General features: G+C 71.2%; 27 protein-coding genes and 1 pseudogene. 17 read left to right on the top strand and 11 right to left on the bottom strand.

Annotation, left to right across the window (positions count from 1 at the left end; all coding sequences use genetic code 11):
• Nucleotides 1-220: 220 nt before the first annotated feature.
• Nucleotides 221-1,702, bottom strand: a complete 1,482-nt coding sequence (locus ACFY0P_RS17005) for a regulator (RefSeq protein ID WP_388912922.1) — start codon at nucleotides 1,700-1,702, stop codon at nucleotides 221-223.
• A 247-nt stretch (nucleotides 1,703-1,949) separates the two neighbouring features.
• Between ACFY0P_RS17005 and lipB the strand changes: the two genes are divergently transcribed.
• From lipB to ACFY0P_RS16975, 6 genes are all read left to right on the top strand, one after another.
• Nucleotides 1,950-2,813 carry a lipoyl(octanoyl) transferase LipB gene (gene lipB, locus ACFY0P_RS17000; RefSeq protein WP_388912919.1) on the top strand — a complete coding sequence of 288 codons (864 nt, stop codon included), beginning with the start codon at nucleotides 1,950-1,952 and terminating at the stop codon, nucleotides 2,811-2,813.
• A 131-nt stretch (nucleotides 2,814-2,944) separates the two neighbouring features.
• On the top strand, nucleotides 2,945-3,910 hold the full coding sequence (gene lipA, locus ACFY0P_RS16995; protein WP_388912916.1) for a lipoyl synthase: 966 nt from the start codon (nucleotides 2,945-2,947) through the stop codon (nucleotides 3,908-3,910).
• A 250-nt stretch (nucleotides 3,911-4,160) separates the two neighbouring features.
• A complete protein-coding gene (locus ACFY0P_RS16990; protein ID WP_181806529.1) occupies nucleotides 4,161-4,358 on the top strand; it encodes a hypothetical protein in 198 nt (65 codons plus the stop codon).
• A gap of 70 nt (nucleotides 4,359-4,428) precedes the next feature.
• Nucleotides 4,429-5,130 carry a DUF4191 domain-containing protein gene (locus ACFY0P_RS16985; RefSeq protein WP_388912913.1) on the top strand — a complete coding sequence of 234 codons (702 nt, stop codon included), beginning with the start codon at nucleotides 4,429-4,431 and terminating at the stop codon, nucleotides 5,128-5,130.
• 187 nt (nucleotides 5,131-5,317) lie between these two features.
• Nucleotides 5,318-6,427 carry a nitrous oxide reductase family maturation protein NosD gene (locus ACFY0P_RS16980; RefSeq protein ID WP_388912910.1) on the top strand — a complete coding sequence of 370 codons (1,110 nt, stop codon included), beginning with the start codon at nucleotides 5,318-5,320 and terminating at the stop codon, nucleotides 6,425-6,427.
• A gap of 111 nt (nucleotides 6,428-6,538) precedes the next feature.
• On the top strand, nucleotides 6,539-7,534 hold the full coding sequence (locus ACFY0P_RS16975) for a methyltransferase (protein ID WP_388914102.1): 996 nt from the start codon (nucleotides 6,539-6,541) through the stop codon (nucleotides 7,532-7,534).
• Nucleotides 7,535-7,615: 81 nt separating this feature from the next.
• Here ACFY0P_RS16975 and ACFY0P_RS16970 read toward each other — a convergent pair whose 3' ends face one another.
• Genes ACFY0P_RS16970 through ACFY0P_RS16940 form a run of 7 tightly spaced genes read right to left on the bottom strand, consistent with a single transcriptional unit; the run spans nucleotide 7,616 to nucleotide 12,795 of the window.
• Nucleotides 7,616-7,948 carry a TcmI family type II polyketide cyclase gene (locus ACFY0P_RS16970; protein WP_388912907.1) on the bottom strand — a complete coding sequence of 111 codons (333 nt, stop codon included), beginning with the start codon at nucleotides 7,946-7,948 and terminating at the stop codon, nucleotides 7,616-7,618.
• A 34-nt stretch (nucleotides 7,949-7,982) separates the two neighbouring features.
• Nucleotides 7,983-8,462, bottom strand: a complete 480-nt coding sequence (locus ACFY0P_RS16965; RefSeq protein ID WP_388912904.1) for an SRPBCC family protein — start codon at nucleotides 8,460-8,462, stop codon at nucleotides 7,983-7,985.
• Nucleotide 8,463: 1 nt separating this feature from the next.
• Complete coding sequence (locus ACFY0P_RS16960) at nucleotides 8,464-8,715, bottom strand: acyl carrier protein (RefSeq protein ID WP_089101200.1); 252 nt, start codon at nucleotides 8,713-8,715, stop codon at nucleotides 8,464-8,466.
• Nucleotides 8,716-8,759: 44 nt separating this feature from the next.
• Complete coding sequence (locus ACFY0P_RS16955; RefSeq protein ID WP_388912901.1) at nucleotides 8,760-10,004, bottom strand: ketosynthase chain-length factor; 1,245 nt, start codon at nucleotides 10,002-10,004, stop codon at nucleotides 8,760-8,762.
• Nucleotides 10,001-11,269: a beta-ketoacyl-[acyl-carrier-protein] synthase family protein gene (locus ACFY0P_RS16950; RefSeq protein ID WP_388912898.1), complete on the bottom strand. Its 1,269-nt coding sequence runs from the start codon at nucleotides 11,267-11,269 to the stop codon at nucleotides 10,001-10,003. Before ACFY0P_RS16950 ends, ACFY0P_RS16955 begins: the two co-directional genes overlap by 4 nt.
• Complete coding sequence (locus ACFY0P_RS16945) at nucleotides 11,266-11,679, bottom strand: cupin domain-containing protein (protein ID WP_388912896.1); 414 nt, start codon at nucleotides 11,677-11,679, stop codon at nucleotides 11,266-11,268. Before ACFY0P_RS16945 ends, ACFY0P_RS16950 begins: the two co-directional genes overlap by 4 nt.
• Nucleotides 11,680-11,724: 45 nt before the next feature.
• Nucleotides 11,725-12,795, bottom strand: a complete 1,071-nt coding sequence (locus ACFY0P_RS16940) for a SchA/CurD-like domain-containing protein (protein ID WP_388912894.1) — start codon at nucleotides 12,793-12,795, stop codon at nucleotides 11,725-11,727.
• Between the two features lie 213 nt (nucleotides 12,796-13,008).
• On the opposite strand from ACFY0P_RS16940, the gene ACFY0P_RS16935 reads away from it, so the two are divergent.
• The gene (locus tag ACFY0P_RS16935; protein WP_388912892.1) at nucleotides 13,009-14,649 is read left to right on the top strand and encodes an FAD-dependent oxidoreductase; all 1,641 of its coding nucleotides are present in this window, start codon (nucleotides 13,009-13,011) and stop codon (nucleotides 14,647-14,649) included.
• Between the two features lie 305 nt (nucleotides 14,650-14,954).
• Here the strand turns inward: ACFY0P_RS16935 and ACFY0P_RS16930 are convergent, their stop codons facing one another.
• Entirely contained in the window at nucleotides 14,955-15,425 is a 471-nt protein-coding gene (locus tag ACFY0P_RS16930; protein ID WP_388912890.1) for an RDD family protein, read from the bottom strand.
• Between the two features lie 211 nt (nucleotides 15,426-15,636).
• Between ACFY0P_RS16930 and glnA the strand changes: the two genes are divergently transcribed.
• The 4 genes from glnA (at nucleotide 15,637) to ACFY0P_RS16910 (ending at nucleotide 19,102) form a co-directional block, all read left to right on the top strand.
• On the top strand, nucleotides 15,637-17,046 hold the full coding sequence (glnA, locus tag ACFY0P_RS16925; RefSeq protein WP_351954576.1) for a type I glutamate--ammonia ligase: 1,410 nt from the start codon (nucleotides 15,637-15,639) through the stop codon (nucleotides 17,044-17,046).
• 103 nt (nucleotides 17,047-17,149) lie between these two features.
• Nucleotides 17,150-17,407, top strand: coding sequence for a hypothetical protein (locus ACFY0P_RS16920; protein ID WP_388912888.1), 258 nt, complete (start codon nucleotides 17,150-17,152; stop codon nucleotides 17,405-17,407).
• Between the two features lie 187 nt (nucleotides 17,408-17,594).
• Entirely contained in the window at nucleotides 17,595-18,515 is a 921-nt protein-coding gene (gene htpX, locus ACFY0P_RS16915) for a zinc metalloprotease HtpX (protein WP_351954579.1), read from the top strand.
• A gap of 2 nt (nucleotides 18,516-18,517) precedes the next feature.
• A complete protein-coding gene (locus tag ACFY0P_RS16910) occupies nucleotides 18,518-19,102 on the top strand; it encodes a hypothetical protein (RefSeq protein ID WP_388914099.1) in 585 nt (194 codons plus the stop codon).
• A 21-nt stretch (nucleotides 19,103-19,123) separates the two neighbouring features.
• Here the strand turns inward: ACFY0P_RS16910 and ACFY0P_RS16905 are convergent, their stop codons facing one another.
• Entirely contained in the window at nucleotides 19,124-19,408 is a 285-nt protein-coding gene (locus tag ACFY0P_RS16905) for a hypothetical protein (protein ID WP_123977762.1), read from the bottom strand.
• Between the two features lie 802 nt (nucleotides 19,409-20,210).
• On the opposite strand from ACFY0P_RS16905, the gene ACFY0P_RS16900 reads away from it, so the two are divergent.
• Nucleotides 20,211-21,395, top strand: coding sequence for a winged helix DNA-binding domain-containing protein (locus tag ACFY0P_RS16900; RefSeq protein ID WP_388912886.1), 1,185 nt, complete (start codon nucleotides 20,211-20,213; stop codon nucleotides 21,393-21,395).
• Nucleotides 21,396-21,651: 256 nt separating this feature from the next.
• Here ACFY0P_RS16900 and ACFY0P_RS16895 read toward each other — a convergent pair whose 3' ends face one another.
• The gene (locus tag ACFY0P_RS16895) at nucleotides 21,652-21,972 is read right to left on the bottom strand and encodes a hypothetical protein (protein ID WP_388912883.1); all 321 of its coding nucleotides are present in this window, start codon (nucleotides 21,970-21,972) and stop codon (nucleotides 21,652-21,654) included.
• Nucleotides 21,973-22,203: 231 nt separating this feature from the next.
• Here ACFY0P_RS16895 and ACFY0P_RS16890 point away from each other — a divergent pair, with 231 nt between their 5' ends.
• The 5 genes and pseudogenes from ACFY0P_RS16890 to ACFY0P_RS16870 form a co-directional block, all read left to right on the top strand.
• Nucleotides 22,204-22,572 (top strand): arsenate reductase family protein, encoded by a 369-nt coding sequence (locus tag ACFY0P_RS16890; protein WP_388912880.1) that lies wholly within the window; start codon nucleotides 22,204-22,206, stop codon nucleotides 22,570-22,572.
• Between the two features lie 121 nt (nucleotides 22,573-22,693).
• Nucleotides 22,694-23,389, top strand: a complete 696-nt coding sequence (locus ACFY0P_RS16885) for a hypothetical protein (RefSeq protein ID WP_388912877.1) — start codon at nucleotides 22,694-22,696, stop codon at nucleotides 23,387-23,389.
• A gap of 283 nt (nucleotides 23,390-23,672) precedes the next feature.
• Entirely contained in the window at nucleotides 23,673-24,704 is a 1,032-nt protein-coding gene (glnII, locus tag ACFY0P_RS16880) for a glutamine synthetase (protein WP_388912874.1), read from the top strand.
• A gap of 376 nt (nucleotides 24,705-25,080) precedes the next feature.
• Nucleotides 25,081-25,668: a winged helix-turn-helix domain-containing protein gene (locus ACFY0P_RS16875; protein WP_388912871.1), complete on the top strand. Its 588-nt coding sequence runs from the start codon at nucleotides 25,081-25,083 to the stop codon at nucleotides 25,666-25,668.
• A 71-nt stretch (nucleotides 25,669-25,739) separates the two neighbouring features.
• Nucleotides 25,740-26,069: pseudogene (locus tag ACFY0P_RS16870) on the top strand (reductase); the annotation flags it as partial.
• Nucleotides 26,070-26,260 lie beyond the last annotated feature (191 nt).

Here is a 26,260-nt window from a genome sequence, read left to right as displayed (position 1 = left end):
CCACCCGAATCGGCGACAACGAGCGGCAACGGCCGCTCGGCACCGCCGGACAGCACCATCGCGGCTGATCACCGCTGCGGCGGAAAGAAAGGCGAGCGGCGGCGAAAGTCTGACGGGCGGACAGGCGAGCCGAGTGGGAAGTCGGCTCGCCCAGCGGGGTGCCCCGTCGGCCACAGCCCCGCGCAGCGGAACGTCGGCCACAGCCCCGCGCAGCGGAACGTCAGTTCAGTGCGGCGACCTTCTCGCGGTACCCCTTCACCGGCGCCGCGTCCTTGTAGGGCTCCAGGCGGCGTTCGAAGTCCTTGACGTACTCGAGCGCGCGGACCGAGCGCATCTCCGACGCCGCGCCCGCCGCCTCCACGCCCAGCGCGCACGCCTGGTCCAGTTCGCCGAGGCCCAGGCGTGCCGTGGCGAGGACGACGCGGCAGAAGAGGCGGCTGCGGGCATAGGAGGGCGCACGGAGTTGCAGGGAGCGCTCGGCGTGCTGGGCGGAGGCCCGGAACTGCTGGAGGTCGCGGTGGCAGTGGCCGAACTCGTCGGCCAGTTGAGCCTCGTCGAAGAAGCGGGCCCAGTAGGGGACTTCGTCGCCGGGGCGGGCCGTCTCCAGGGCGCGTTCCGCGCGGACCAGCGCGCCGGTACAGGCGCGCACCTCGCCGAGGACCCCGTGGGCGCGCGCCTCGGCCGCGTGCAGCAGGGCCTGGACGACCGGCGGGGCGCTCGTGCCCACGCCCTGCTGGGCGACGCGCGCGAGCTGCACCGCTTCCCGTCCGTGGCCGAGGTAGACCGCCTGGCGGCTCATGGTGACGAGGACGTAGGAGCCGTAGGACCGGTCCCCCGCCGCCTGGGCGAGCCGCAGCGACTGGACGAAGTAGCGCTGGGCGAGGCCGTGCGCGGCGATGTCGTACGACGTCCAGCCCGCGAGCCGGGTCAGGTCGGCCGCCGCGCCGAACAGCTTGCGGCCGGTCTGCTCCCCGTACGTGCCGCGCAGCATCGGCTCGCACTCGTGCTCCAGGTACCGGACGAGCGCCTGCCGCGCGTGCCCGCCGCCGTACTGGTCGTCGAGGGAGCGGAAGAGTTCGCCGACCGAGCGGAGGGCTGCGATGTCGCCGCCGGTCACCTTCTGGCCGGGCCCGCGCTCGGCCTGCCCACGCGGCCGCACCGGTGCGAGCGGCACCGCCCTGGGCGCGGCGGGCCGGGTCTGCGCCGGCACCCGGGCCGCGGCCGCCGGCGCCGTCGGCGTCGGCTCGCCGCGGGCCACCCGGTCGTCGGCGCGGCCGATCAGCCAGTCCCGGCTGGGAACGACCAGCCCGGCCGGGGTGAAGGCGATCTTGCGGAGCTCGGCGTGGCTGCCGGAGTCCTTGCGCCACAGCCCGCTGACGATGTCGACGGCCTCCTCGGGGGTGGCCGCGAACTCCAGCCCGGCGTAGACCGGGGCGCACGCGTCGAGACCCAGGTCCTGGGCGGTGAGCCGGCGGCCGAGTCGCCGGGTGAAGACCTCGGCGATCAGGGCGGGGGTGGTGCCCCGGGGCTGCTGGCCGCGCAGCCACCGGGTGACCGAGGTCTTGTCGTATCTGAGATCCAGCCCGTGTTCGAGTCCGAGTTGGTCGACGCGACGGGCCAGACCCGCGTTGGAGAACCCCGCTTCTGCGATGAGCGCGGCGAGCTGGCGGTTGGGGGTGCGCTGCGCGGGTCGGTCCGTCATCTGGGGTGCGGTCTCCTGCCTTCTGGCTCAGCTCGGTCGCTTGTGCCCGGATTGCCGGTGAGCAGCCCTTTTGGCGCTCGTGGACGGCGCGAATGTAGCGGAGAGTGAGCAGTCGATCGCACATCTCGACGTTCATTCATCCGATCGTGTGAGGATTGGCCCCGGGGCTGACGCGCGACGGGCGGACGTACAGTGGCTTGGGCGCGTTATGTGCCTGACACACCCATCGCCTAGGGAGGCGCTTGCCGTGAGTGAGTTGCGGTTCGTCCGTATGGGGTTCGGCGCGGACGCCGTCGAGTACCGGGAGGCCTGGGACGAGCAGCGCCGGGTGCACGCGGCGCGGTTCACCGACGAGGTGCCCGACACGGTCCTGCTGCTCGAACACCCCCCGGTCTACACGGCGGGCCGCCGCACCGCGGACAACGAGCGACCGCTCGACGGCACCCCGGTCATCGACGTGGACCGCGGCGGCAAGATCACCTGGCACGGCCCGGGCCAGCTGGTGGGCTACCCGATCCAGAAGCTCCCGCGCCCGGTGGACGTGGTCGCACACGTCCGGCGCCTGGAGGAGGCACTGATCCGCGTCTGCGCCGAGTTCGGCCTGGAGACCACCCGGGTCGAGGGGCGCAGCGGCGTGTGGGTGCTCGGCGACCCGGTCGAGCAGCGGCCGCAGGCCTGGGGGTCCCCCCGGCCGGAGGCTGGGGGAGGCCTCTCCCTGGACTTCGACCCCCGGCTCACGGACGAGGAGTTCGACCCCCGCCTCAACGGCCCGGAGTACGCCCCCTCCAACGCCGGCCAGCGCCGCGAGGACCGCAAGATCGCCGCGATCGGCATCCGGGTCGCCAAGGGCGTGACCATGCACGGCTTCGCGCTCAACGTGAACCCGGACAACAAGTGGTTCGACAGGATCATCCCCTGCGGCATCCGGGACGCCGGCGTCGCCTCCCTCGCGGGCGAGCTCGGCCGGGACGTGACGATCGAGGAGGTGCTGCCGGTGGTGGAGCGGCACCTGAAGGACGTCCTGGAGAACGCCGATCTCAAGCCGAGGGTGATCGAGAAGACACCGGCAACCGTCGGCCCGTCCGGGGGCACCCCCTCCGGGGGAGTTTGAGGACGAGGCCGTTCAGGCCGAAGCGGGGGTCCGGGGGCGGCAGCCTCCAGAGGTCAGCACCCACACCGGGTATTCGAATCCACGGGCGTACCCTGAAGGTCGCCGAAGAATCAATCGCTAGGGAGCCGGTCGTGTCCGCAGTCTCACCCGACGGACGCAAGATGCTGCGCCTGGAGGTCCGCAACAGCCAGACCCCCATCGAGCGCAAGCCCGAGTGGATCAAGACCCGGGCGAAAATGGGCCCCGAGTACACCAAGATGCAGAACCTCGTGAAGAGCGAGGGCCTGCACACGGTCTGCCAGGAAGCCGGCTGCCCCAACATCTACGAGTGCTGGGAGGACCGCGAGGCGACCTTCCTCATCGGCGGCGACCAGTGCACCCGGCGCTGTGACTTCTGCCAGATCGACACCGGCAAGCCCGAGGCGCTGGACCGCGACGAGCCGCGCCGCGTCGGCGAGTCCGTGGTCACCATGGACCTGAACTACGCGACCATCACCGGCGTCGCCCGCGACGACCTGGAGGACGGCGGCGCCTGGCTGTACGCGGAGACGGTCCGCCAGATCCACGCGCAGACGGCGGAGCGCGAGGCCGGCCGCACCAAGGTCGAGCTCCTCGCCCCCGACTTCAACGCGGTCCCCGAGCAGCTCGCCGAGGTCTTCTCGGCCCGCCCCGAGGTCTTCGCGCACAACGTCGAGACCGTGCCCCGGATCTTCAAGCGGATCCGCCCCGGCTTCCGCTACGAGCGCTCGCTCAAGGTCATCACGGCCGCCCGCGACTTCGGCCTGGTCACCAAGTCCAACCTCATCCTCGGCATGGGCGAGACCCGCGAGGAGGTCTCCGACGCGCTGCGCCAGCTGCACGAGGCCGGCTGCGAGCTGGTCACCATCACGCAGTACCTGCGCCCGAGCGTGCGGCACCACCCCGTCGAGCGCTGGGTCAAGCCGCAGGAGTTCGTGGAGCTGAAGGAGGAGGCCGAGCAGATCGGCTTCTCCGGCGTCATGTCCGGCCCGCTGGTGCGGTCCTCGTACCGCGCCGGCCGCCTGTACCAGATGGCCGTCGAGAAGCGGGGCGCGTTCGTCGCCGCGCAGGCGGTCTGACGGCGGTCCGCACCGGCCCCGCCGCCGAGCGTGTGAATTCACGCACAAACTATTACTGGCCAGTAGTGACCGAATGGACGCGGTCCTGACCGTCCTCGCTGATGAGGGCGCACGTCAGGGCCGCGTCAGCGTTCCGGGCCCGCGTATCAAGGTTTCATTGGCGTTTGACCGGTCGGTCACGCCCTGGTAACACCGAACAGTGACCCTGGTATCACAGCATGTACACCCACCTCGAGGGGGGACCTCCACCATGCAGGCCGCGCCCGTTCGCGCCACCGCGATCCCGTCCTTCACCGACGCGCTGCGCGCCGTCGAGTCACTGCTCATGAGCGGCGGCCAGCGCACCGCACGCCAGAACGCCTGGACCTCCGTGCTGGAGGACCGCCGTCGCGCCAAGGACCGGGTCGAGGCCCAGCGCTTCCTCGAGCAGGCCGCCGGCCGCTCCTGACACACCTTCCGCGGCCCTTGTCGGGACACTGCCGTCGTCGGCACTCCCGGGGCCACGTAGACTTCGGGGCATGGCGAGGCAGGAACCCGCAGCGGACGCTGCGAATGCGGGACGACTGAAGCAGATCGTCCTCACGTACAAGATGACCCGCAAGGCCGACAAGGTGATCGGTCTTGTCCTTGCGGGTGTCGGTCTCGGCACCCTTGCCGTCTTCCTCGTGATCGGCTTCCTGATCGGCCACCCGGTCTATCTGGGCATCCTGGGCCTGCTGCTCGCCTTCCTCGCGACGGCGATCGTCTTCGGCCGGCGGGCCGAGCGGGCGGCCTTCGGCCAGATGGAGGGCCAGCCGGGCGCCGCGGCCGCCGTCCTGGACAACATCGGGCGGGGCTGGACGACGACGCCGGCGGTGGCGATGAACCGCAGCCAGGACGTGGTGCACCGGGCGGTCGGCAAGGCCGGCATCGTCCTGGTCGCCGAGGGCAACCCGAACCGGGTGAAGACCCTGCTGGCCGCCGAGAAGAAGAAGATGGCCCGGATCGTGGCCGACGTGCCGGTGCACGACGTGATCGTGGGCACGGGCGAGGGCCAGATCGAGCTGAAGAAGCTGCGGACCACGATGCTGAAGTTCCCTCGCGTGCTGACGGGGCCGCAGGTGACGACCACGAACGACCGGCTGCGGGCGATGGGGGACCTGATGTCCAACATGCCGTTGCCGAAGGGGCCGATGCCGAAGGGGATGCGGATGCCGAAGGGTGGGCCTCGGGGGCGGTAAACGCCGGTAGGCACGCCTACGAGCTCGGGCGCGGTGGTTGCGTTGGCGACTGCCGCGCCTTCGTGGTTTCTCGCGCGGTTCCTCCCCCGGCCTTCGGCCGGGGACCCCGGCACCCCTGACGGGGCGACACGCCGCCGAACGGAGCATCCAACCGTTTATCGGGTCATCCGCTCCTAACCTCCCGTATGTGACAAAACGCCATATCGCATACCTCGCGTGCAGCGCCGCCCTGTGCGGCTCCCTCCTCGGCGCCGCCCCGGCGACCCCCTCGCACGGCGTTCTGACCGTGCACCCGGGTGAGTCCATCCAGAAGGCGGTCGACGCCGCCGAGCCCGGTGACACGGTCCTGGTGCTGGCCGGCACCTACCACGAGAGCGTCAAGGTGACGACGCCCGGCCTCACCCTGCGCGGCATGGGCCCGGACACCGTGCTCCAGCCGGTCAAGAAGTCCAAGAAGGCCATGAAGGCCATGAAGGCCATGAGCGGCACGAAGAAGACCGCCGTGAAGTCCTGCGCCGAGATGGGCAACGGCATCTGCGTGGTCGGCGCCAAGAAGCAGCCCGTCGAGGACGTGACCATCGCCCACATGACCGTCACCGGGTTCTCCCGGACCGGTGTCATGGCCGTGGGCACGGCCAACCTGAACGTGCACGGCGTGGCCGCCGTGAAGAACGGGCAGTGGGGCCTCGCCGAGGAGCGCGCGGTCCACAGCGTGTACCGGAACAACGTCGCCCGGAACAACGGCGACGCGGGCATCTTCCTCGCCAACTCCGTCACCACGGAGAAGGGCGCCGTCGACACCTTCGGCACGGTCGTCGAGCACAACCTCCTGGAGAACAACCGGATCGGTGTCACCGTCCGCCGGTTGCGCAACCTCACCGTCTCCGACAACTCGGTCACCGGGAACTGCGCGGGCGTGTTCGTCGTCGGCGACGAGAACAAGCCGAAGGCCGGTCACCTGACCGTCGCCGACAACCAGGTCGTGAAGAACAACAAGTACTGCAAGAAGACCGCCCGGCTGTCCTTCCTGCAGGGCTCCGGCATCGTGCTGACCGGCACCGAGAACACCGTGGTGACCGGGAACACCGTCACCGGGAACTCCGGCAAGTCGCCGCTGTCGGGCGGTGTCGTGGTCTTCAAGAGCTTCGTGGGTGTCACCAGCGACAAGAACCAGGTCACCCGCAACAAGCTGTCGGGCAACTCCCCCGCCGACCTGGTCAACCAGGAGGCCAGCAAGCACGGCAACGCCTTCAAGGACAACACCTGCAAGAAGTCCAAGCCCGCGGGTCTGTGCTGACCTGACGGCCGTACGACACCCCACCAGGAAGGAAGGCGGCACATGACCGCACCAGCACGCGACCTCACGACGCCGGCCAAGGGGCCGGAGGAGGACGCTCCGCCGCCGTCGATGCGGCTGCGCGAGCTCGTGTTCGGGGCGGCCTGTGCCGCCGCCGTCCGCGCTGCCGCCCGGCTGCGCGTCGCCGACGCGCTCGGGGACGCTCCCATGACCGTGGAATCCCTGGCGTCGACGGTGAAGACCGACCCGAAGCCGCTGCGCCGGCTGCTGCGGGCCCTGTCCTGCTACGGCGTCTTCGCCGAGCGGCCGGACGGGACGTTCGCCCACACCGAGACCTCCCGGCTGCTGCGCGAGGACGACCCGCACAGCCTGCGCTACATCGCCATGTGGTGCACCGAGCCGTGGACCTGGGACGCCTGGCCGAAGCTCGACGAGGCCGTGCGCACCGGCCGCAACGTCGTCGAGGACCTCTACGGCAAGGAGTTCTTCGACTACCTGAACGAGGACGCGCCGGAGTCGGCGGACGTCTTCAACCGGGCGATGACCACCTCCAGCGAGCAGTCGGCCCGGGAGGTCGCGGCCCTGCTCGACCTGTCCGGCAGCCGGTCGGTCGCGGACCTCGGCGGCGGCCAGGGGCACGTGGTGGCCAGCCTGCTGGACAAGTACCCGACGATGAAGGGCTATCTGCTGGATCTGCCCAAGGTCGTCGAGAAGGCCCTGCCCCGGCTGCGCGAGGGCGGGGACCTCGCGGACCGCGCGCGGATCGTGCCCGGTGACATCCGGGAGGCCGTGCCGGTCGACGCGGACGTCTACGTCATCAAGAACATCCTGGAGTGGGACGACGAGTCCACCGCGCGGCTGCTCGCCAACGTGGTCGCGGCCGGCGGCCCCGGGGCCCGGGTCGTGGTGATCGAGAACCTGGTCGACGACACCCCGTCGATGCGGTTCAGCACCGCGATGGACCTGCTGCTGCTCCTGAACGTCGGCGGGGCCAAGCACACCACCGACTCCATGGTGCGGCGGCTGGGCGACGCGGGCCTGAGCGTCAACGACATCCGGCCGGTCAACCCGTACCTGCACGCCTTCGACTGCACGGTGCCCGCCTGAGCCGGGCGGCCCGGCACGCGCCGGTGCCGGGCCCGCGTCGTGCGCGGGTCCGGCACCGTTGGCGTACGGCGGTACGCGGGTTCACGCGCCGCCGTCGCGCTCCCAGAGGTAGAAGCGCTGGGCCATCGCGTCCTTGGGCGAGCGCCAGGTCTCCGGGTCGTACGCGCTGACGTACGCCGTGAGACGGTCGCTGACGTCCCTGAACTCGGGGTGCGAGGTGACCTTGGCGATGGCCGGTCCCGGCTCGCGTTCGGACTCGATGAGGTGCATGTACACATCACCGAACTGGAAGAGGCTGCGCCGGACCACCCCGACGAGGTGCGGCAGTTCTCCCCGGTCGGAGTCCGCGAACACCTTCGCGATGTCGGGGGCGGAGCCCGGCGCCATACGGGCGACGATCAGGGCCTGGTGCACGTGTCTCTCCGTTCCTGTCCTGCTGCCGGCCGGCTCAGTCGGCGAGGGCCGGGTCGGGGCGCCGGCCGGTGGCGGCCTTCTCGATCTTGTCGCGGATCAGGGCCATCTGGATCTTGGAGTTCTTGTTGATGTTGTCGGTCATCCACTCGTCGTCGACGGGCGCCTCCGGCTTCATCGCGAAGTCCTGGGTCCAGACCATCCGGGTGCCCGCGGGCACCTCCTCGTACTGCCAGAGGATGTCCATGTGCGCGAACGGGCCGGTCTCGACCCGGCGGGCCTTGACGCGGAGATTGCGGCGGTCCGCCTCACGCTCGGAGACCCAGCTCCACACCTTGCCGTTCTCGTCGGGGTGCATGGTCAGCCGGAAGGTGACCTTCTTCCCCGTCTCCTCGAGGATCTCGGCGCTGGCGTACTCGCTGAACAGCTGGGGCCAGTTGGCCACGTCGTTGGTCATGTCCCAGACCAGGTCGACGGGCGCGGCGATGGTGATCTCGTTCTGGGTGTGTCCGGTCATGTCAGGCTCCCGCGGGCATGGCGCTGTTGACGAGGTCGAGGAACTGGCGGGGCGTCTTGCACCGCTCGGCGTCCACCGGCATGGGCACGCCGTGCCGGTTCTCCAGCTCGCCGACGATGCCGAGCAGGCCCAGCGAGTCGACGCCGAGGACGTCGAAGCCGCTGTCGGCCCGGTCCTGGAGGTCGGCCGGGGAGACGGTGACACCCGCGGCCTTCTTCATGAGTTCGGACAGTTCGTCCACGGTGATGCTCATAGCAACTCCTTCTGCTTCGCTGCTGGGCAGCTGGTGTGTTCGACTCACTCGGCCGCGCCGTGGCGCAGCACGAGCGCCGAGTTCGACCCCATGAGGCCCCGGCTGAGCACCAGCGCCGTGCGTGGAGCGGCGGCGCGGGCGCTGCCGGTCACGAGGTCGAGGTCGTGGCAGATGTCGTGGACACCCGGGGTCGGCGGGATCAGACCGTGTTCCATGGCGAGCACCGCGGCGGCGGTGTCCAGGACCGGGGCCGCACAGTAGCCCCGGCCGATCCCGGTCTTGGGCGCGGTGACCGGCACCCGCCTGCCGTGCGCGCCGAGGACGTCGGTGATGGCCAGCGCCTCCGCCCGGTCGGCTTCCGGGACGCCCAGGGCGTCGGCGAAGACCACGTCGATCTCCTCGGGGGCGCAGCCGGCCTCGGCCAGCGCCCCGCGGATCGCCTGGGCGAGCCCGGCCCGGGACTCGGCCCAGCGGGAGGCGCCGGTGAAGGTCGACGCGTGGCCGTCGAGGGTGGCCCGTACCGGCAGTCCGCGTCTGCAGGCCGAGCCGGTGTCCTCCACGACGAGCATGGCGCCGCCCTCGGCCGGCACGAACCCGCAGGCCTGCTCGGTGAACGGGCGGTAGGCGCGGGCCGGGTCGGTCTCCCGGCTGAGTTCCTCGTAGCCGAGCTGGCAGACCACCGAGTACGGAGCTATCGGCGCCTCGGTGGAGCCGGCCACGATGACGTCCGTGCCGCGGCGGACCGCGCGGGCGGCGTGGGCGAGGGCGTCCAGACCGCCGGCCTCGTCGGCGGCGACCACCGAGCAGGGGCCCTTGAAGCCGCGCCGGATGGAGATCTGGCCGGTGCTGGCCGCGTAGAACCAGGCGATGGACTGGTAGGGACCGACGTACCGGCTGCCCTTGCCCCACAGTTGCTGGAGCTCGCGCTGGCCGAACTCGCCGCCGCCGGAGCCGGCCGCGGTGACCACGCCGATGTCGAACGGCGAGCCGTCGGTGTCGGCGCGGCCGAGCCGGGCGTCTTCGAGTGCCAGGTCGGCCGCGGCCATCGCGAAGTGCGTGAAGCGGTCGGTCTGGACGATGAGGCGTTCCTCGACGGCGGCCGCCGGGTCGAAGTCGCGGACTTCTCCGGCCACCTTCATGGGCAGGTGCTCGCAGCCGTCGCGGGTCACCTTGTCGAGGACGTTGCGTCCCTCCTGGACGGATTTCCAGAAGGTCTCGGTGCTGGTTCCGTTGGGCGCGACGACACCGATGCCGGTGACGGCCGCCCGCCGAGCACGGGGTTCGCTCATCGTGTCCGTCCTCTCTGCCGGGTCAGGATCACCGCGGACTGGAAGCCGCCGAACCCGCTGCCCACGGACAGGACACCGCTCAGGGGCCGTTCGCGGGCGACGCGCGGCACGTAGTCGAGGTCGCACTCGGGGTCGGGGGTCTCGTAGTTCGCGGTGGGCGGGACGACCTGGTGGGCCAGGGCGAGCACACAGGCGACGACCTCGATCGCGCCGATCGCGCCGAGCGAGTGGCCCACCATGGACTTGATGGAGCTCATGGGCGTGCTGTAGGCGTGCTGCCCGAGCGCCTTCTTGACGGCGGCGGTCTCGTGGCGGTCGTTCTGCCGGGTGCCGGAGCCGTGCGCGTTGACGTAGTCGATGGCAGTGGGGTCGAGGCGGGCGTGGTCCAGGGCGGTCTCGATGGCGCGGGCCATCTCCAGGCCCTCGCTGGTGAGACCGGTCATGTGGTAGGCGTTGCCGAAGGTGGCGTAGCCGTCGAGCTGGCAGTAGATGTGCGCGCCGCGGGCCTTGGCGTGCTCCAGCTCCTCCAGCACGAGCACCGCGCCGCCCTCGCCCATGACGAACCCGTCACGGCGGTTGTCGAAGGGCCGGGAGGCGTGCTCGGGGTCGTCGTTGTTCGGGGAGGTGGCCTTGATCGCGTCGAAGCAGGCCATGGTGATGGGTGAGATCGGGGAGTCCGAGGCACCGGCGATGCAGACGTCGGCGCGGCCCTCCTGGACGGTGTGGAAGGCGTAGCCGACGGCGTCCAGGCCCGAGGTGCAGCCGGTGGACACGGTCTGCACCGGACCCTGGGCGCCGAATCGTTCCGCCACCGCGGAGGCGAGCGTGCTCGGGGAGAACGCCCGGTGCAGCTGGGGCTGCGCCTGCCGGTGGTCCACGTCCCAGCGCTGTCCCGCGCCGCTCACCAGGACGTAGTCGTGCTCCAGGCGGGTGGTGCCACCGACCGCCGTCCCCAGGGAGACCCCGATCCGCCAGGGGTCCTCCCGGCCGAGATCGAGACCGGAGTCCCGGACCGCCTCGTCACCGGCGACCAGGGCGAACTGTATGTACCGGTCCGCCCGCTCGATCTCCTCGGCGTCCAGGCCGTGCGCCGCCGGGTCGAAGTCGCACTCGGCGGCGATCCGCGACCTGAGGCCCGAGGGGTCGAAGAAGGTGATGCCGCGCGTCGCGGTCCGGCCCGAGGCGAGCAGATCCCAGAACGCCGGTACGCCCACACCCCCCGGAGCCACGATGCCTATGCCCGTAACCGCCACGCGCCGGGTCACGACCGGACCTGCCCCACGGCGACGGCTTCCGTCTCCTCGGTGTCCACGTGGCCCTGGCTCGGGCGCGGTGCCAGCGGGCCGAGGTGGAAGACGATCCGGGCCTCGACGTTGCCCACGTTGCGGAAACGGTGCTTCATGTTGATGGGGATCATCAGTCCCTGCTCCGGCCGCAGCGGGTGCGGTTCGCCGTCCAGGTCGACCTCCAGGTCGCCGCAGACGACGTACACGAACTCCTCGGAGTACGGGTGGTAGTGCTCGGCGATGCGGTCACCCGGCTGCACGATGGCCACACCCATGAAACCGCTGGTGGAACCCACCGTGGCCGGGGTGAGCATGGCGCGCAGATCGCCGCCGCGCCGGGTGTTGGGCTCGACCTCGCTGAGGTCCACGATCTTGGGAATGGGCTGCATGTCTGCGTTCCTCCGTGGGGTGATGCGACGGTGAAGGGTCGAACGTCAGGCGTCCGGCGAACGGCGGTCGGTGATGAGCTGCATCCGCACCGCGTCGCCGTCCAGCAGGGCGGTCAGCGCGTGGGCCGGGGTGACGTCCACGGGCGTCCCGGGCCGCTGCTCGACCAGGCGGACGACGACGTCGTCACGCTGGAAGACCGTGCTGTGCAGCATCGGGCTCGCCGGGTCCTCGGCCGCGGCCTCGTCCTGCTGGGCCAGCAGCTCCGCGAGCCGCATTCCGCAGCCCGGACGGGCCGGGTAGTACAGCGCGTGCCGCTCGCCGTCGGCCGGCTCCTCGGCGCCGACGTGGTGCACCGCCGGCAGCGCCGCCCGGGTGAAGAACACCCGTGCGGACTCCTGGTCGTCGAGGTCGCGGTCCTGTTCCAGGTAGGGGTTGATGGCCTCCTCGACGGCCCGTACCTCGGGCTGCCGGGCGACGTGGCGCAGGGCGGCCATCAGCTCGCCGCGCACCTCGATGGCCCGCACCACCCGGTTGCCGTGCATGTACAGGGAGGTGCGGCAGAGCCGGGTGGCGTCGTCGACCTTCGCCTGGGGCGAGGCGTAGTCCGCGAGGATCTTCGCGACCTTGGCCTCACTGCCCGGCGTGACCGTGAAGGTGAGCGCGTGGCGGATCACGCCGTCGCCCATCCGCGGGTTGGCCTGCAGGACGCGTACGGCGTCGGCCGACGGTCCGCCGGTCTCCCGTACGACGTGGAAGCGGAGCGAGCGGGTGTCGCGGACGCAGTTGTGCAGCGGCTTCACCATCTGCACGTGCTCCTCGCTGTTCACCCAGGCGAGGAACGGCGGGGCGCTCTCCCACTCGCTGGTGATCAGCCACTGCGAGGGGTTCTCGATCGACTGGCAGAGCTGGTCGCTGACGTGGCCCGGCACCTGGGCGACCTGGCTGCACAGCTGCTCGTAGGCCTCCAGGAACTGCTGCTGTGCGCCGTCGTAGACGTCCACCAGCAGGACGACCCGGAGCCGGGAGCCGTCGAAGACGGACTGGGAGACCCGTGTCGAGACCGGGCGGGTCGTTCGGGTCGGCTTTGCCGAAACCTTTTCCGAGATCGTCGTCATGCTTCGCACTTCTCCTTCGCTGGGGCAGCGGCCTGCGCCTTCGCCGATGACGCGGCGTCAGCGCTTCTTGATCCTGTGCCGGTCCTCGGAAGCGCGCGACTCGCGTGAACCAGGTGGGTGATTGAGCCTGCGGAACCCCTCCCGAGGGGGCCCGGACGGGGCATGGACGTTCCAACGCACCTGACGCACCAACACCCGCCCCTGGAGTGCCCGATGCACCAGAAAACCGATCACCAGGTCCCCGTCCTCGTGGTGGGCGGCTCCCTCGTGGGCCTGTCCATGTCCCTCTTCCTGGGCCGACTGGGCGTCCGCCACATGCTCGTCGAGAGACACTCCGGGACCTCGATCCACCCACGCGGCCGGGGCAACAACGTGCGGACGATGGAGCTGTTCCGGAGAGCGGGCATCGAGCCGGACATCAAGGCCGCGGCCTCCCTACTCGCCGACAACCACGGCATCCTGCAGACCCCGACGCTGGTCGGCGACGCCGGCGAATGGCTGTTCAAGGAGATCGATCCGGGCGGCGGACTCGCGAGGTTCAGCCCTACGGGTTGGTGCCTGTGCAGCCAGAACGACCTCGAACCGGTGCTCCGCCGGGCAGCCGAGTCGCTCACCGGCGAGCTGCGCTACTTCCACGAGCTGGAGTCCTTCGAACAGGACCCCGAAGGAGTGACGGCGTACGTCCGCGACCGTGACTCCGACCGGATGTACACCGTCCGCGCGGACTACCTGGTCGCGGCCGACGGTCCGCGCTCCCCGGTCCGCGGCCGGCTCGGCATCGGCCAGACGGGCCCCGGCGACCTGTTCGCGAACGTCAGCATCACCTTCCGTTCCAAGCTGCTCCAGAACACGGTCGGTGACCGCCGCTTCATCTGCTGCTACCTCACCGACCCGGAGGCCGACGGCGCCCTGCTCCCCGTCGACAACAAGGAACGCTGGGTCTTCCACGCGCCCTGGCACCCCGAACGCGGCGAGACCCTCGACGAGTTCACCGAGGAGCGGCTCACCCGGCACATCCGGCGGGCCGTCGGCGTCCCCGACCTCGACGTCGAGCTCACCGGCCGAGCCTCCTGGCGGGCGGCCGAACGGGTGGCCGAACGGTACTCGTCCGGGCGGGTCTTCCTGGCCGGCGACTCCGCGCACGAGATGTCCCCGACGGGGGCCTTCGGCTCCAACACCGGCATCCAGGACGCCCACAACCTCGCCTGGAAGCTGGCGGCGGTCCTGGACGGCTGGGCCGGCCCCGGGCTCCTCGACTCCTACGACGCCGAGCGCCGCCCGGTCGCCCTCGCCACCAGCGCCCGCGCCTCCGCCCGCTCCGTCGAGCACAGCCACCCCGGCTTCGCACCGGCCCCCGGCATCGGCGCCGGCAAGCGCGGCGGCATCCTCAACGTCGTCCTCGGCTACCGGTACCCGAAGGGGGCGGTCCTCGGCGCCGACCCGGACCAGCCGCTGGTACCCGCCGGGATGAACCTCACCGGGCAGCCGGGCAGCCGGGCCCCGCACCTGTGGCTGCGCCGGGAGGGGGAGCGGGTGTCCACGCTCGACCTGTACGAGCGGTCGATGGTGCTGCTGAGCGACGCGGGCTCGGCCGGGGGCGCGGCCTGGCATGCGGCCGCCCGGCGGATCGCGGACACGGAGCGGCTGCGGCTGGACACGTACCGCGTCGGGACGGCGGGCGATCTTGTGTACGACACGGAGGACGGCGACTGGGCGGCGGCACACGGTACGACGGCGGACGGCGCGGTGCTGGTGCGGCCGGACGGATTCGTGGCGTGGCGCTCGGAAGGCGCCGTGCCCGAACCGGAGGGAGAGCTGCGGGAGGTGCTGACGCGGGTCCTGCGGAGGAGGTGAGGCGGGATGGGGCGGGGCGGGGGTGGGCGCGCTCACCGGCGCTTGCCGGGTGCCTCCCCCAGCCTTCGGCCGGGGGACCCCAGCGCCCGCCCTCCCCCACTCTCGGCTTCGCTCGAGCGGGGGACCCCCATCGCCCCAGCGGCTCGACTGCCCGCGGCTGAGATTCACGACTGCCCGCGGCCGAGATCTTCGAGCGCGCGCGGCTGGGCAGACACGGCGGCTCCAGCGCCCTGTCAGGGGCGCTGGAGGTACCCCCGGCCGAAGGCTGGGGAGGAACTGCGCGACCAGCCCCCGCGGCGCCGCACCTACATACGGACCTCTACGGTCTTCGCCAGCCGGTCGTGCAGCCCCCTGCCATCCCGGTCCCAGACCAGAGCCGGGATCGCGAGGCACAGCAGCACCGTGCGGGCCAGTGCGCGCAGCGGCTGCACCCGGCCCGTCTCGACGCCGACCACCCGCAGCCGGAACAGCCGCTTACCCGGCGTGAAGCCGAGCGTGCCCACCGTGAGGACTCCCAGGACGAAGAAGACGAGCAGAGCCCAGTTGCCGGTCGTCGCCGGGTTGTAGCCCTTAGTGATCAGGCCGTATGCGATCAACTCGCACAGCGCCCAGTCCACGACCAGCGCCCCGAGCCGCCGCCCGGGGCGGGCGATGGAGCCGGGCCCCTCCTCCGGCAGACCGAGCTGCTCGCCCCGGTACCCGAACTCGGCACCCGCGTCCTCCATGGCCGCACGGGGTCCGGAGAGCCACGATCCGATTGCTTGCCTGTTGTCCACCCGACCACGGTACTGGGCCCGGCCCGGCCCCTGGGTCGGCGGGGTGCCACGGGCTACGGTGGAACCGAGGTCGGTTAACTTCAGCGAAACAAATGGGTCACGCCCGAGAAATCACCCGTCCCTAGGGTCGAGAACAACGTGTGCCACCGCACTGGCCGCACGAACGAACTACCACCCCGGCACGGGAACGGCTGGGAGTAGGAGGAGCTGGATGTTCCAGAACGCCGACGAGGCCAAGAAGTTCATCGCGGACGAGGACGTCAAGTTCGTCGACGTCCGGTTCTGCGACCTGCCGGGCGTCATGCAGCACTTCACGGTGCCCGTCGAGGCGTTCGACCCGGACGACGAGCTCGCCTTCGACGGATCCTCGATCCGCGGTTTCCAGGCGATCCACGAGTCCGACATGGCGCTGCGCGCCGACCTGTCGACGGCCCGGGTGGACCCCTTCCGCCGCGACAAGACGCTCAACATCAACTTCTTCATCCACGACCCGATCACGGGCGAGCAGTACTCCCGTGACCCGCGCAACGTGGCGAAGAAGGCGGAGGCGTACCTGGCCTCGACCGGTATCGCCGACACCGCGTACTTCGGCCCCGAGGCCGAGTTCTACGTCTTCGACAGCGTCCGTTTCGCCACCTCGGCGAACGAGAGCTTCTACCACATCGACTCCGAGGCCGGCGCCTGGAACACCGGCGCGCTCGAGGACAACCGTGGTTACAAGGTCCGCTACAAGGGCGGCTACTTCCCGGTCCCGCCGGTCGACCACTTCGCCGACCTGCGCGCCGAGATCTCCCTGGAGCTGGAGAAGAACGGCCTGAAGGTCGAGCGCCAGCACCACGAGGTGGGCACCGCCGGCCAGGCGGAGATCAACTACAAGTTCAACACGCTGCTCGCCGCCGCCGACGACCTCCAGCTCTTCAAGTACATCGTGAAGAACGTGGCCTGGCGCAACGGCAAGACCGCGACCTTCATGCCGAAGCCGATCTTCGGCGACAACGGCTCGGGCATGCACGTCCACCAGTCGCTCTGGGCCAACGGCGACCCGCTGTTCTACGACGAGGCCGGTTACGCGGGCCTGTCGGACACCGCCCGCTACTACATCGGCGGCATCCTGAAGCACGCCCCGTCGCTGCTCGCGTTCACCAACCCGACGGTGAACTCGTACCACCGCCTGGTCCCGGGCTTCGAGGCGCCGATCAACCTGGTGTACTCGCAGCGCAACCGCTCGGCCGCGATGCGTATCCCGATCACGGGTTCGAACCCGAAGGCCAAGCGCGTCGAGTTCCGCGCGCCCGACTCCTCCGGCAACCCGTACCTGGCCTTCTCGGCCCTGCTCCTCGCGGGCCTGGACGGCATCAAGAACAAGATCGAGCCGGCCGAGCCGATCGACAAGGACCTCTACGAGCTGGCTCCCGAGGAGCACGCGAACGTCGCCCAGGTCCCGACCTCCCTCCCGGCCGTCCTCGACTCCCTGGAGCGCGACCACGAGTTCCTGCTCGCCGGTGACGTCTTCACGCCCGACCTGATCGAGACGTGGATCGACTTCAAGCGCACCAACGAGATCGCCCCGCTGCAGCTGCGTCCGCACCCGCACGAGTTCGAGCTCTACTTCGACGTGTGACAGACGCCGCTTCGGCTGTTCGGCGCCCCCGTTCCTGTTTCTCAGGACGGGGGCGCCGTCGTATCGTGCGTCGGTACGCATGTTCGATACGGGGGGGATCGGGATGTCCCAACAGGAAGACGAAGAGCGGGAGTTCGACCTCAGGTGGGCCGCCGAGGCGGAGCACAAGGAGCCGTCCGCGCGGGCGCGCATGCTGGCCGCCCGGTGGCGGGAGAACCCGCCGGACCCGGTACCGTTCCGGCCGGACCCGGGACCGGTGGCACCGCGGCGGTCGTCATGGGTGTCGACGGCGGTGGTACTGGGGTGCGTGGCAGCGGTGATCGTCCTGCTGGGCTACATGCAGACGCGCTCGCCGTACTAGCGCCCCAAAGGGGCGCTGGAGGTCCCGCGGCCGAAGGCTGGGGGAGGAACCGCGCGAGCAACCACGACGCGGCCGCACGCTCACAGGGACCTTTTGCCGCTACTAGGGACGTTCGGAACCTTTCCATGGGCCACGGCAGGTGCACACTGGACAGCGGGACGAGTGCCTGACTGCGGGGTGATGCAAGATGCAGAGCCGCTTCCGGAGCGACCGGCGGCTGACCGTGCGGATGACGGTCACGCTGTTCCTGCTCGGGTTGTTGTACGTCGGCTTCGTTGCCGCGTTGATCGTGTTGCTGAAGTCGTGGCTGCTGGTCGTCGTCCTGGTGGGCGCGATGTTCGTGGCGCAGTTCTGGTTCTCCGACCGGATCGCGATGTTCGCCATGCGCGGGCGGGTCGTGGAGCGGGAGGAGTATCCGGAGCTGCATGCCGTGGTGGACCGGCTGTGCGCCATCGCCGACATGCCGAAGCCGGTCGTCGCCGTGTCCGAGATGGACATGCCGAACGCGTTCGCGACCGGGCGCAACCCCGATCACGCGGTCGTCTGCGTGACCACGGGGCTGCTGCGCCGCCTGGAGCCCGCCGAGCTGGAGGGCGTGCTCGCACACGAGCTGTCACACGTGGCGCACAAGGACGTCGCCGTGATCACGGTCGCGTCCTTCCTCGGGGTCATCGCCGGGCTGATCGTGCGGTTCGCGTTCTACTCGCAGCTCTTCGGCGGGGGTCGGCGGGACCAGAACACCGCCGCCGTGTTCGCCGCGATCATCGGGGTCTCGGCGGCCGTGTACGCGATCAGTTTCCTGCTGATCAGGGCACTGTCCCGGTACCGGGAGCTGGCCGCCGACCGGGCCGCCGCCCACCTCACCGGCCGGCCCTCCGCCCTGGCGTCGGCGCTCACCAAGGTCTCCGGCGACATCGCCCGGATCCCGACCAAGGACCTGCGCACGGCCCAGGCCTTCAACGCGTTCTACTTCACCCCGGCGACCGGCAAGGAGCCCGGCATCGAGCGCATCTTCTCCACCCACCCGACCCTGGAGCAGCGGCTCGAGCAGCTGGGGCGGATCTCGGCGGAGCTGGGTGAGGCGGCGACGCCCGGAAAGGCCGGGTGAGCATGGGGTTCCTGGACATCCTGCTGGGCCGTACGAAGCCGGTCGCACCCGATCTCGACCAGTTGTTCGCGCTGCCGTCGGCGGCGCTGACGCTGGAGGCGGCGGCCGGGTTCACGCCCACCGGCGGGGGCGCGGTGTGCTTCGCCACCGTGGAGGGCGCGGCCTTCGAGCAGACCCACCGGGAGGTCCAGGCGCTCCTCGACGCGGACGCGGACCGCGGCGGGGTTCCGGTGGAGCTGCGCCAGGACGACTACGGGTACTCCTGGCTGGTCTCGCAGCGCTCCCCCGACCAGCTTCCGCAGCTGGTCAACGACCTGCACGCGGTGAACAGCTCGATGGAGGTCAACGGCTTCGGCCCGCAGCTGCTCTGTTCGCTGGCGGCCTTCGGGGACGAGCGCGGGCGCAGGCTCGCGCTCGTCTACCTCTACAAACGGGGCACCTTCTATCCCTTCGCGCCGCTGCCCGGTTCCGGTCAGCGGCGGGACAGCGCACTTGAGCTGCAGGTGAAGGCGGCGCTCGCGAGCGACCTGCGGATCGAGCAGGACCTCAGCCGCTGGTTCCCGGTCTGGGGTGCCCCCGGCCTCTGACCGGCCGGAGGCACCTGCTGCCTACTTCCCCTTCTCGTTCTGCTGGCGCCGGGACTCCAGGGGGCGCTCGCGGCGGTAGCGGCGCTCCCACTTGGCCTGCTGGTCGCGGCGGTCGCGGTACGTCTTGTAGTCGCCGGCCATGCCCCCTCCCCCGCCGGACGAACCGCCCGACGAGGAGGCCGACGACGAGCCCCGCCCGTACTGCACGTACAGGAAGAGCAGGGCGACGGCGGCGAGCCACCAGTTGTGGTTGCCGAATCCGAGGATGACCAGGACGACGGTTCCGGATAGGACGATGGTGCCCATGACGGGCCTCCGTGGCGTGGGTGTGTGAGCGGTCGACGGATCCGACGGCACGCGGGGGACGGGCGGCCGTCCGTCGGTGCGCGGCAGTGTAGTCCCGGGTCCCGGGGGCGCGGCCCGCCCTTCGGAAAGCGGTGGTGGACCACTCCGCAACGCCTCTCCAGCGTAGGGAGCCGGTCACTCGGCGTGCATCCCGTTTTCGTGGGCGCACCCGCGGACGCACCCATGGGTGAACGTGCGGCATGGACCAACTCACCTGCTTCACCCAGGAGTACGACGGCGAACGGCTCGGCGAAGTCCGTTCCCCGGCCGCCGGCGGCGCGGACGGACCGGTCGCCGTCCTCCTGCACGGCGCGGGCAACGGCAGCGAACGGCGACTGCGCCCGCTGCTCGCGGAGTTCGCCGCCCACGGCCGCCCCGCCCTGGCCTTCGACTTCTCGGGCCACGGCGAAAGCACGGCCGCGCTCGGGGAGTTGAGCCTGCGCCGCCGCTCGCCCGGACGGGCAGCAGCTCGGGCAGCCGGTCGCGGCCCTGCCGCTCCAGTACGGCGACGGGGTCGGCGCGGTCGACGGCGGGCAACCGGCGGGCGTGGGCCGAACGGGGGCCCGCTTGCGGGCGGCTCTGCCGCGGGCGGCACGGTCGGCGGGGGTGGTCACGCGGCGCTCCCCTCGGTCGCCTGCTCCCTCCCTGACCTGCTGATCGCACTGAATGCGAGGAGCGGGGCCGGCGCATGCCGAGTCCGGCGAACAGGTGATTGTCAGTGGCGTCGGGCAGGATGCGGTCAGGAGTCCACGGGGAGGTCGGCATGAGCGGCGGGCGGCGGCACATCGGGGTGGCGGAGCGGCGTGCCCGGCTGGCGTCTCGCCATCGGCTGGCGGGCCCGGCACGGGCGACGACGCCGGAGGAGGTCGCCGAGGCGCTGGTGGCGCTGCACGGCTCGGACCCGGCGACGGTGTACCTGGCGGTGGGGGCGCGGCTGGCCGAGGCGGCGAAGACCGTGCCGGAGACGGAGCGGGCCCTCTACCAGGACCGCACCCTGGTGCGGATGCACGGCATGCGGCACACGGTCTTCGCCTTCCCCGCGGAGCTCACGGCGGTCGTGCACGCCTCGACGGGCCTGACGGTGGCCGCCCGCGAACGCGCCGCCCTGCTCAAGGACATGGCACGGGCCGGCGCCCCGGACGCGGCCTGGCTCGGGGAGGTCGAGTCCTCGACGCTGGCCGAGCTGGCCCGGCTCGGCCAGGCGACGGCGTCGGAGCTGGCGGCCGCCGAACCACGCCTGCGCGAGCAGTTCCCGTACGCCGCCGGCAAGAGCTACGAAGGCATCCACACCGTCTCGACGCGCCTGTTGAGGGTCCTGGGCGTGGAGGGCAAGGTGGTGCGGGGCCGCCCGCTGGGCTCCTGGACCTCGAGCCAGTTCCGCTGGGCGGCGGCGCCGGACCATCCGGAGCTGGACCCGGCCGAGGCCCAGGCGGTCCTGCTGGACCGCTGGCTGCACGCCTGCGGCCCGGCCACGGAAGCGGACCTCAAGTGGTGGACGGGGTGGCGGGTGACCGAGGTCCGCCGGGCGCTGACCGCGATCGGCGCGGAGCCGGTGACTCTGGACGAGGACGACACGGGGTACGTGACGGCCGGCGATCTGCCGGCCGTCACCGGACCGTCCCGCCCCTGGGCGGCCCTCCTGCCCGCCCTCGACCCGACGGCCATGGCATGGCAGCGGCGGGACTGGTACCTGCCGCCGGAGCTGCGGCCGCCGCTCTTCGACAGAAGCGGCAACGTGGGGCCGACGGTGTGGTGGAACGGGCTGGTGGTGGGCGGCTGGGCGCAGCGCCGCGACGGTGAGATCGTCTGGCGGATCCTCGATCCGGGCATCCGGAGAGAGGCCGAGCAGGCGGTCGCGGCGGAGGCGGAGCGGCTGCGCGGCTGGGTGGGAACCGCGAAGGTCACCCCGCGCTTCCGGACACCGCTGGAACGGGAGCTGAGCGGGTGAGGGCCGGGGGGTGGGGTCGCTCACCGGCACTGGCAGGGTGCCGCCCGCCGGGAAGGAGCACCGACTGCAGCGCCCCGTAAGGGGCGCTGGGGGCACCCCCGGCCGAAGGCTGGGGGAGGAACTGCGCGAGCATCCCCACCAGCCCGCAGCCGGACCACATCGGCCGCACCCCCGATGCGGGGGCCTGGGGGCGGCAGCCCCCAGTCGGACAAGCACCGGGCGCCGCGCGGAACACACGGCACCCGGCACCATCGGCTCACCGCGAATATCGCATCAGCGCCCGCACCATGTGGCATGTCGTGTCCGACGGCGGGTGGATCCCGATGCTCTCCGCCGTGCTCCGTATCGTCTCGTTGCGTGCCTGGTTCGGCAGGTAGACGCCGGAGTCGAGCAGGGCGATGGCGAGGCGCATGGCCTTCAGGCGGCGGTTGTGGCTGACGTACCACTCGCGTGGCCGCCCGGCCGGCAGCGGGCGCTTCTCCGCCGGCGCGTACGGCGAGTCGAGCAGCACCGCACGCTTCGCGGTGGACTGGGTCGGCAGGGACTTCGGCTTCGGCTTCAGTGCGGCAGCGGGCACAGGCATCCTCCTGTCGCGGTCGGAGCGCCTCCGGACTTCCCGGCGACTCTCTCGAACACTGCGTCCAGTGTACCGGTCGGCACTGACAACGAGACAGCCCGCAAGGGCGCCGAACAGCCAGGTGGAGAAGGGTTTTTCAGGTGGGGCGCGATGTACGGGAGGGGTTCCTTCGACACCCCCAGAAATTCGAACAGAGCGGCCCTGGGAGGCGGCTCGCGTACCGTTCCCCGTATGGAGATCTGGATCAACCCCGCGTGCTCGAAGTGCCGCAGTGCGATCGGCCTGCTCGATGCCGAGGGGGCCGACTACACCGTCCGCCGCTACCTGGAGGACGTACCGACCGAGGACGAGATCAGGGCCGTACTGGAACGGCTCGGGCTCGAACCGTGGGACATCACCCGCACCCAGGAGGCGGTCGCCAAGGAGCTGGGGCTGAAGGAGTGGGCACGGGACGCGGGCGCGCGCGACCGGTGGATCACGGCCCTCGCCGAGCACCCGAAACTCATCCAGCGGCCGATCATCACCGCCGACGACGGCACGGCACTCGTCGCCCGCACCGACGAGGCCGTACAGGAAGCGCTGGCCAGAGGCAAGAGCTGAACAGCCCTCAACTCCAATGTGACGCAAGTTACTTCAGCGACTCCGGTAACCGCTGAGTAACGGCGTTCGATATCTCGTACCTATCGGCGTACGTTCCCCCACCCCTTTTCAGGAGGCGCGCATGTCGCGTAGGAGAACTCTCGGCGCCAAGAAGACGATCGCACTGCTGGTCGGTGCCGCGGCCGTGGCCGGCGGCGGGGCCTTCGTCCTGGCGTCCACCTCGAACGCCGCGCAGAGCTCGCAGAGCGCGAAGACCCTGTCGTCGGCGGCGGACTCGACCGTCTGCTCGGGGCTGGCCACGGCCCTCGGCAACAACCAGAAGTTCATCGCGGACCAGAAGGCGAACCCGGACGCGCAGTCGTCGGCCCGGATCGCCAACCGCGAGGCGGTCGTCGCGCAGATCAAGGTCCAGCAGAAGGCGTCCGGTTGCGTCGTTGGGGAGTCGGCTCAGGGCTCCCAGGCGGCGAGCGGGACGCAGACGGGCCAGACCGGGCAGACCGCCACGGCGACGCCGTCGCAGACCGCGGCCACGGGCAACACCGGTAACACCGGGGGCACTGCCGCCTCAGGGCAGCAGGTCTGCAAGGGCTCGACGGTCACGCTGTCCGGCGAGGCAGGCGCTCCGGCCGCCTCCAGCAACCAGTTCCCGGCGGGGACCACGCTGAAGGTCACCAACCTGGACAACAACAAGTCCACGACGGTGAAGGTCACGTCGGTCTCCGGCAGTTGCGTGCTGCTCAACAACGCGGCCTTCGAACAGGTTCGGGAGCCCGGCAAGTTCCTGATCCGCCGTGCGCTGATCGAGAAGGTCGGCTGACCGGAACCACGAGCCGAGGCCCGGCCGCCGACTTTTACGGAGGGAAAGTCGGCGGCCGCCGCGAAGGGACGGGCACGGTGCCCGAATTGGGCTCCGTACCCCGCCCGCCCCGCTCTCACAACGTGAGTCGCACCACAGAGCCACCAGGTAACACCGGGTTCACATTCGAGCAATGATCGGGAAATCGCCTGTTGACAGGCTTCCGGGCAACACCGAGGCGCCCCAGTGCCGTAGCGCCACTGCACCCGCAAGTGCGCCCGACCCACCCCGAAGGATGTGGCCCGTGACCTTCAAGGCTGAGTACATCTGGATCGACGGCACCGAGCCGACGGCCAAGCTGCGTTCGAAGACGAAGATCATCGCGGGCGCCCCCGCCGGTCTCGACGCGCTGCCGATCTGGGGCTTCGACGGGTCCTCCACGAACCAGGCCGAGGGGCACTCCTCGGACCGTGTGCTGAAGCCGGTCTTCACCTGCCCGGACCCGATCCGCGGCGGCGACGACGTCCTCGTCCTGTGCGAGGTCCTGGACATCGACTTCACCCCGCACTCCTCCAACACGCGCGCCGCACTGGTCGAGGTCGCCGACAAGTTCGCCGCGCAGGAGCCGATCTTCGGCATCGAGCAGGAGTACACCTTCTTCGACGGCTCCCGCCCGCTGGGCTTCCCCGAGGGCGGCTTCCCGGCCCCCCAGGGCGGTTACTACTGCGGTGTCGGCGCGGACGAGATCTTCGGCCGCGAGATCGTCGAGGCGCACCTGGAAAACTGCCTGAAGGCGGGTCTCGCGATCTCCGGCATCAACGCCGAGGTCATGCCCGGCCAGTGGGAGTTCCAGGTCGGCCCGGTCTCCCCGCTGGAGGTCTCCGACCACCTGTGGGTGGCCCGCTGGCTGCTCTACCGCACCGCCGAGGACTTCGGCGTCTCCGCCACCCTCGACCCGAAGCCGGTCAAGGGCGACTGGAACGGCGCCGGCGCGCACACCAACTTCTCCACCAAGGCGATGCGCGAGGGCTACGACGCCATCATCACCGCGTGCGAGTCGCTCGGTGAGGGCTCCAAGCCGCTCGACCACGTCAAGAACTACGGCGCGGGCATCGACGACCGGCTGACCGGTCTGCACGAGACCGCCCCGTGGAACGAGTACTCCTACGGCGTCTCCAACCGCGGTGCCTCGGTGCGTATCCCGTGGCAGGTCGAGAAGGACGGCAAGGGCTACATCGAGGACCGCCGCCCGAACGCCAACGTCGACCCGTACGTCGTGACCCGGCTGATCGTCGACACCTGCTGCACCGCCCTGGACAAGGCCGGCCAGGTCTGATCCGCGGACGACTCTCCCGAAGGGGCGCCCACCGTGACGGTGGGCGCCCCTTCGGCATGCGTCGTGCCAAAGAAGCGTCCAAGCAGTGAGAGGAGGGTCCTGTTTCCCGGCTGTGTCTGCTTCAATGGGCGCATGGCCAGCTTCCAGAAGTGCAGCGCGACGGGTCGCCAGGACCTTGAGCCGTTCTGGCCTTCTCGTCAGCACCACGACTTCGACCGGGTGTGTTGCCGCGCGACGAACGCGCGGGCCCTCTAAAGCCGTACACCCCGGCCTTCGGCCAGCGCGGAACGCAGTACGTCCCCGCGGCGCGCCCGACCACGAATCGCGGCCGTCGCCCTCGACCGACTGACTCCTCGCGCGAAAGAGCTGACGTCTCATGGCGACCACTCGTTCTCTCTCCCCCGCCTCCGCCCTCGCCGCCTCCTCGCCCGCCCGGCACCGGCTGCGTGCCGTCGACCGGGACGAGGTCGTGGACATGGCCGATCTGCTGCCACCGGGCGCCACCTGGCTGCCCGCCCCGCAGCACGCCCTGCCCACCCTGCCGGGCCAGCCGCCGATGATCGGCTACCTGGTGCTGGTCCCGGCGGACCAGCAGCCGCCCTTCCTTCCGGTCGCGGTGCCGGACCCGCAGGAGCCGGCCACGGAACCCGCCCCGGCCGCGAGCGGCACCCGGCCGCTCGTCACCGTCGACACCGTGGAGCGCACCGCCCAGGTCGACGGGCGTGAACTCGACCTCACCTACCTGGAGTTCGAGCTGCTCGCCCATCTGGTGGCGCACCCGGGCCGGGTGCACACCCGCGACCAGCTGGTCACCACGGTCTGGGGCTACGGCCACGTCGGCGACGGCCGCACGGTCGACGTCCACGTCGCCCGGCTGCGCCGCAAGCTCGGCGCGGAGCACCGCCGGGCGATCCAGACGGTCCGCCGGGTGGGATACAAGTACACGCCGCCGACAGGCCGCTGACGAGCCGCGGGCGGCCGCTCCGCCCGCGGCTGAACCCCGTTCTGTCCGCCGTCCACGGCACGAGACTTCTGGTGCTGGGCGGTACGGAGTTCGTGGGCCGGGCGGTCGTCGAGGCGGCGCTCGGGCGCGGCTGGGAGGTGACGGCTTCCACCGCGGCAGCCGCCGCACCCCGGCCGGGGTGCGGGCGCTGCACGGCGCCCGCACCACACCCGACGGCCTCGCGCCCCGGGTGGTGCGGGCCTCGGCACGGCTGCTGCGGGGCCGTGCCGGACGGTATACGTACGTGTCGAGCCGAGGCGACCGAGTACGCACAGGACAAGCCGGGCGGTGAGCCGGCCGCCGTGGAGTCCTTCGGCGCGGACGGCTCGGTGCTGGTGGGGGCGGGGATGGGGCTCGACCCCGATGTCGAAGCGAGGGTGCTTCGAGTGGGGCGGATCAGGTCGTGATCAGGCTGCGGGCCGGTGGGGGCTTGCCGCGCCGGGGCCCCCCCCCCCCCGGGGGGGCGGGGGGGGGGGCCGGCGGGCCCCCCCCCCCCCCCGGGGCCCCCCCCCCGGGGGGCCGCCCCCCCGGGGGGGTAAACCCCCCCACCCCC

Origin of the sequence: Streptomyces sp. NPDC001714 (assembly GCF_042892755.1) — a bacterium.
GTDB lineage: Bacteria > Actinomycetota > Actinomycetes > Streptomycetales > Streptomycetaceae > Streptomyces.
Note: the sequence above shows the minus strand (reverse complement) of the source record. Positions and strands in the feature narration are given on the sequence as shown.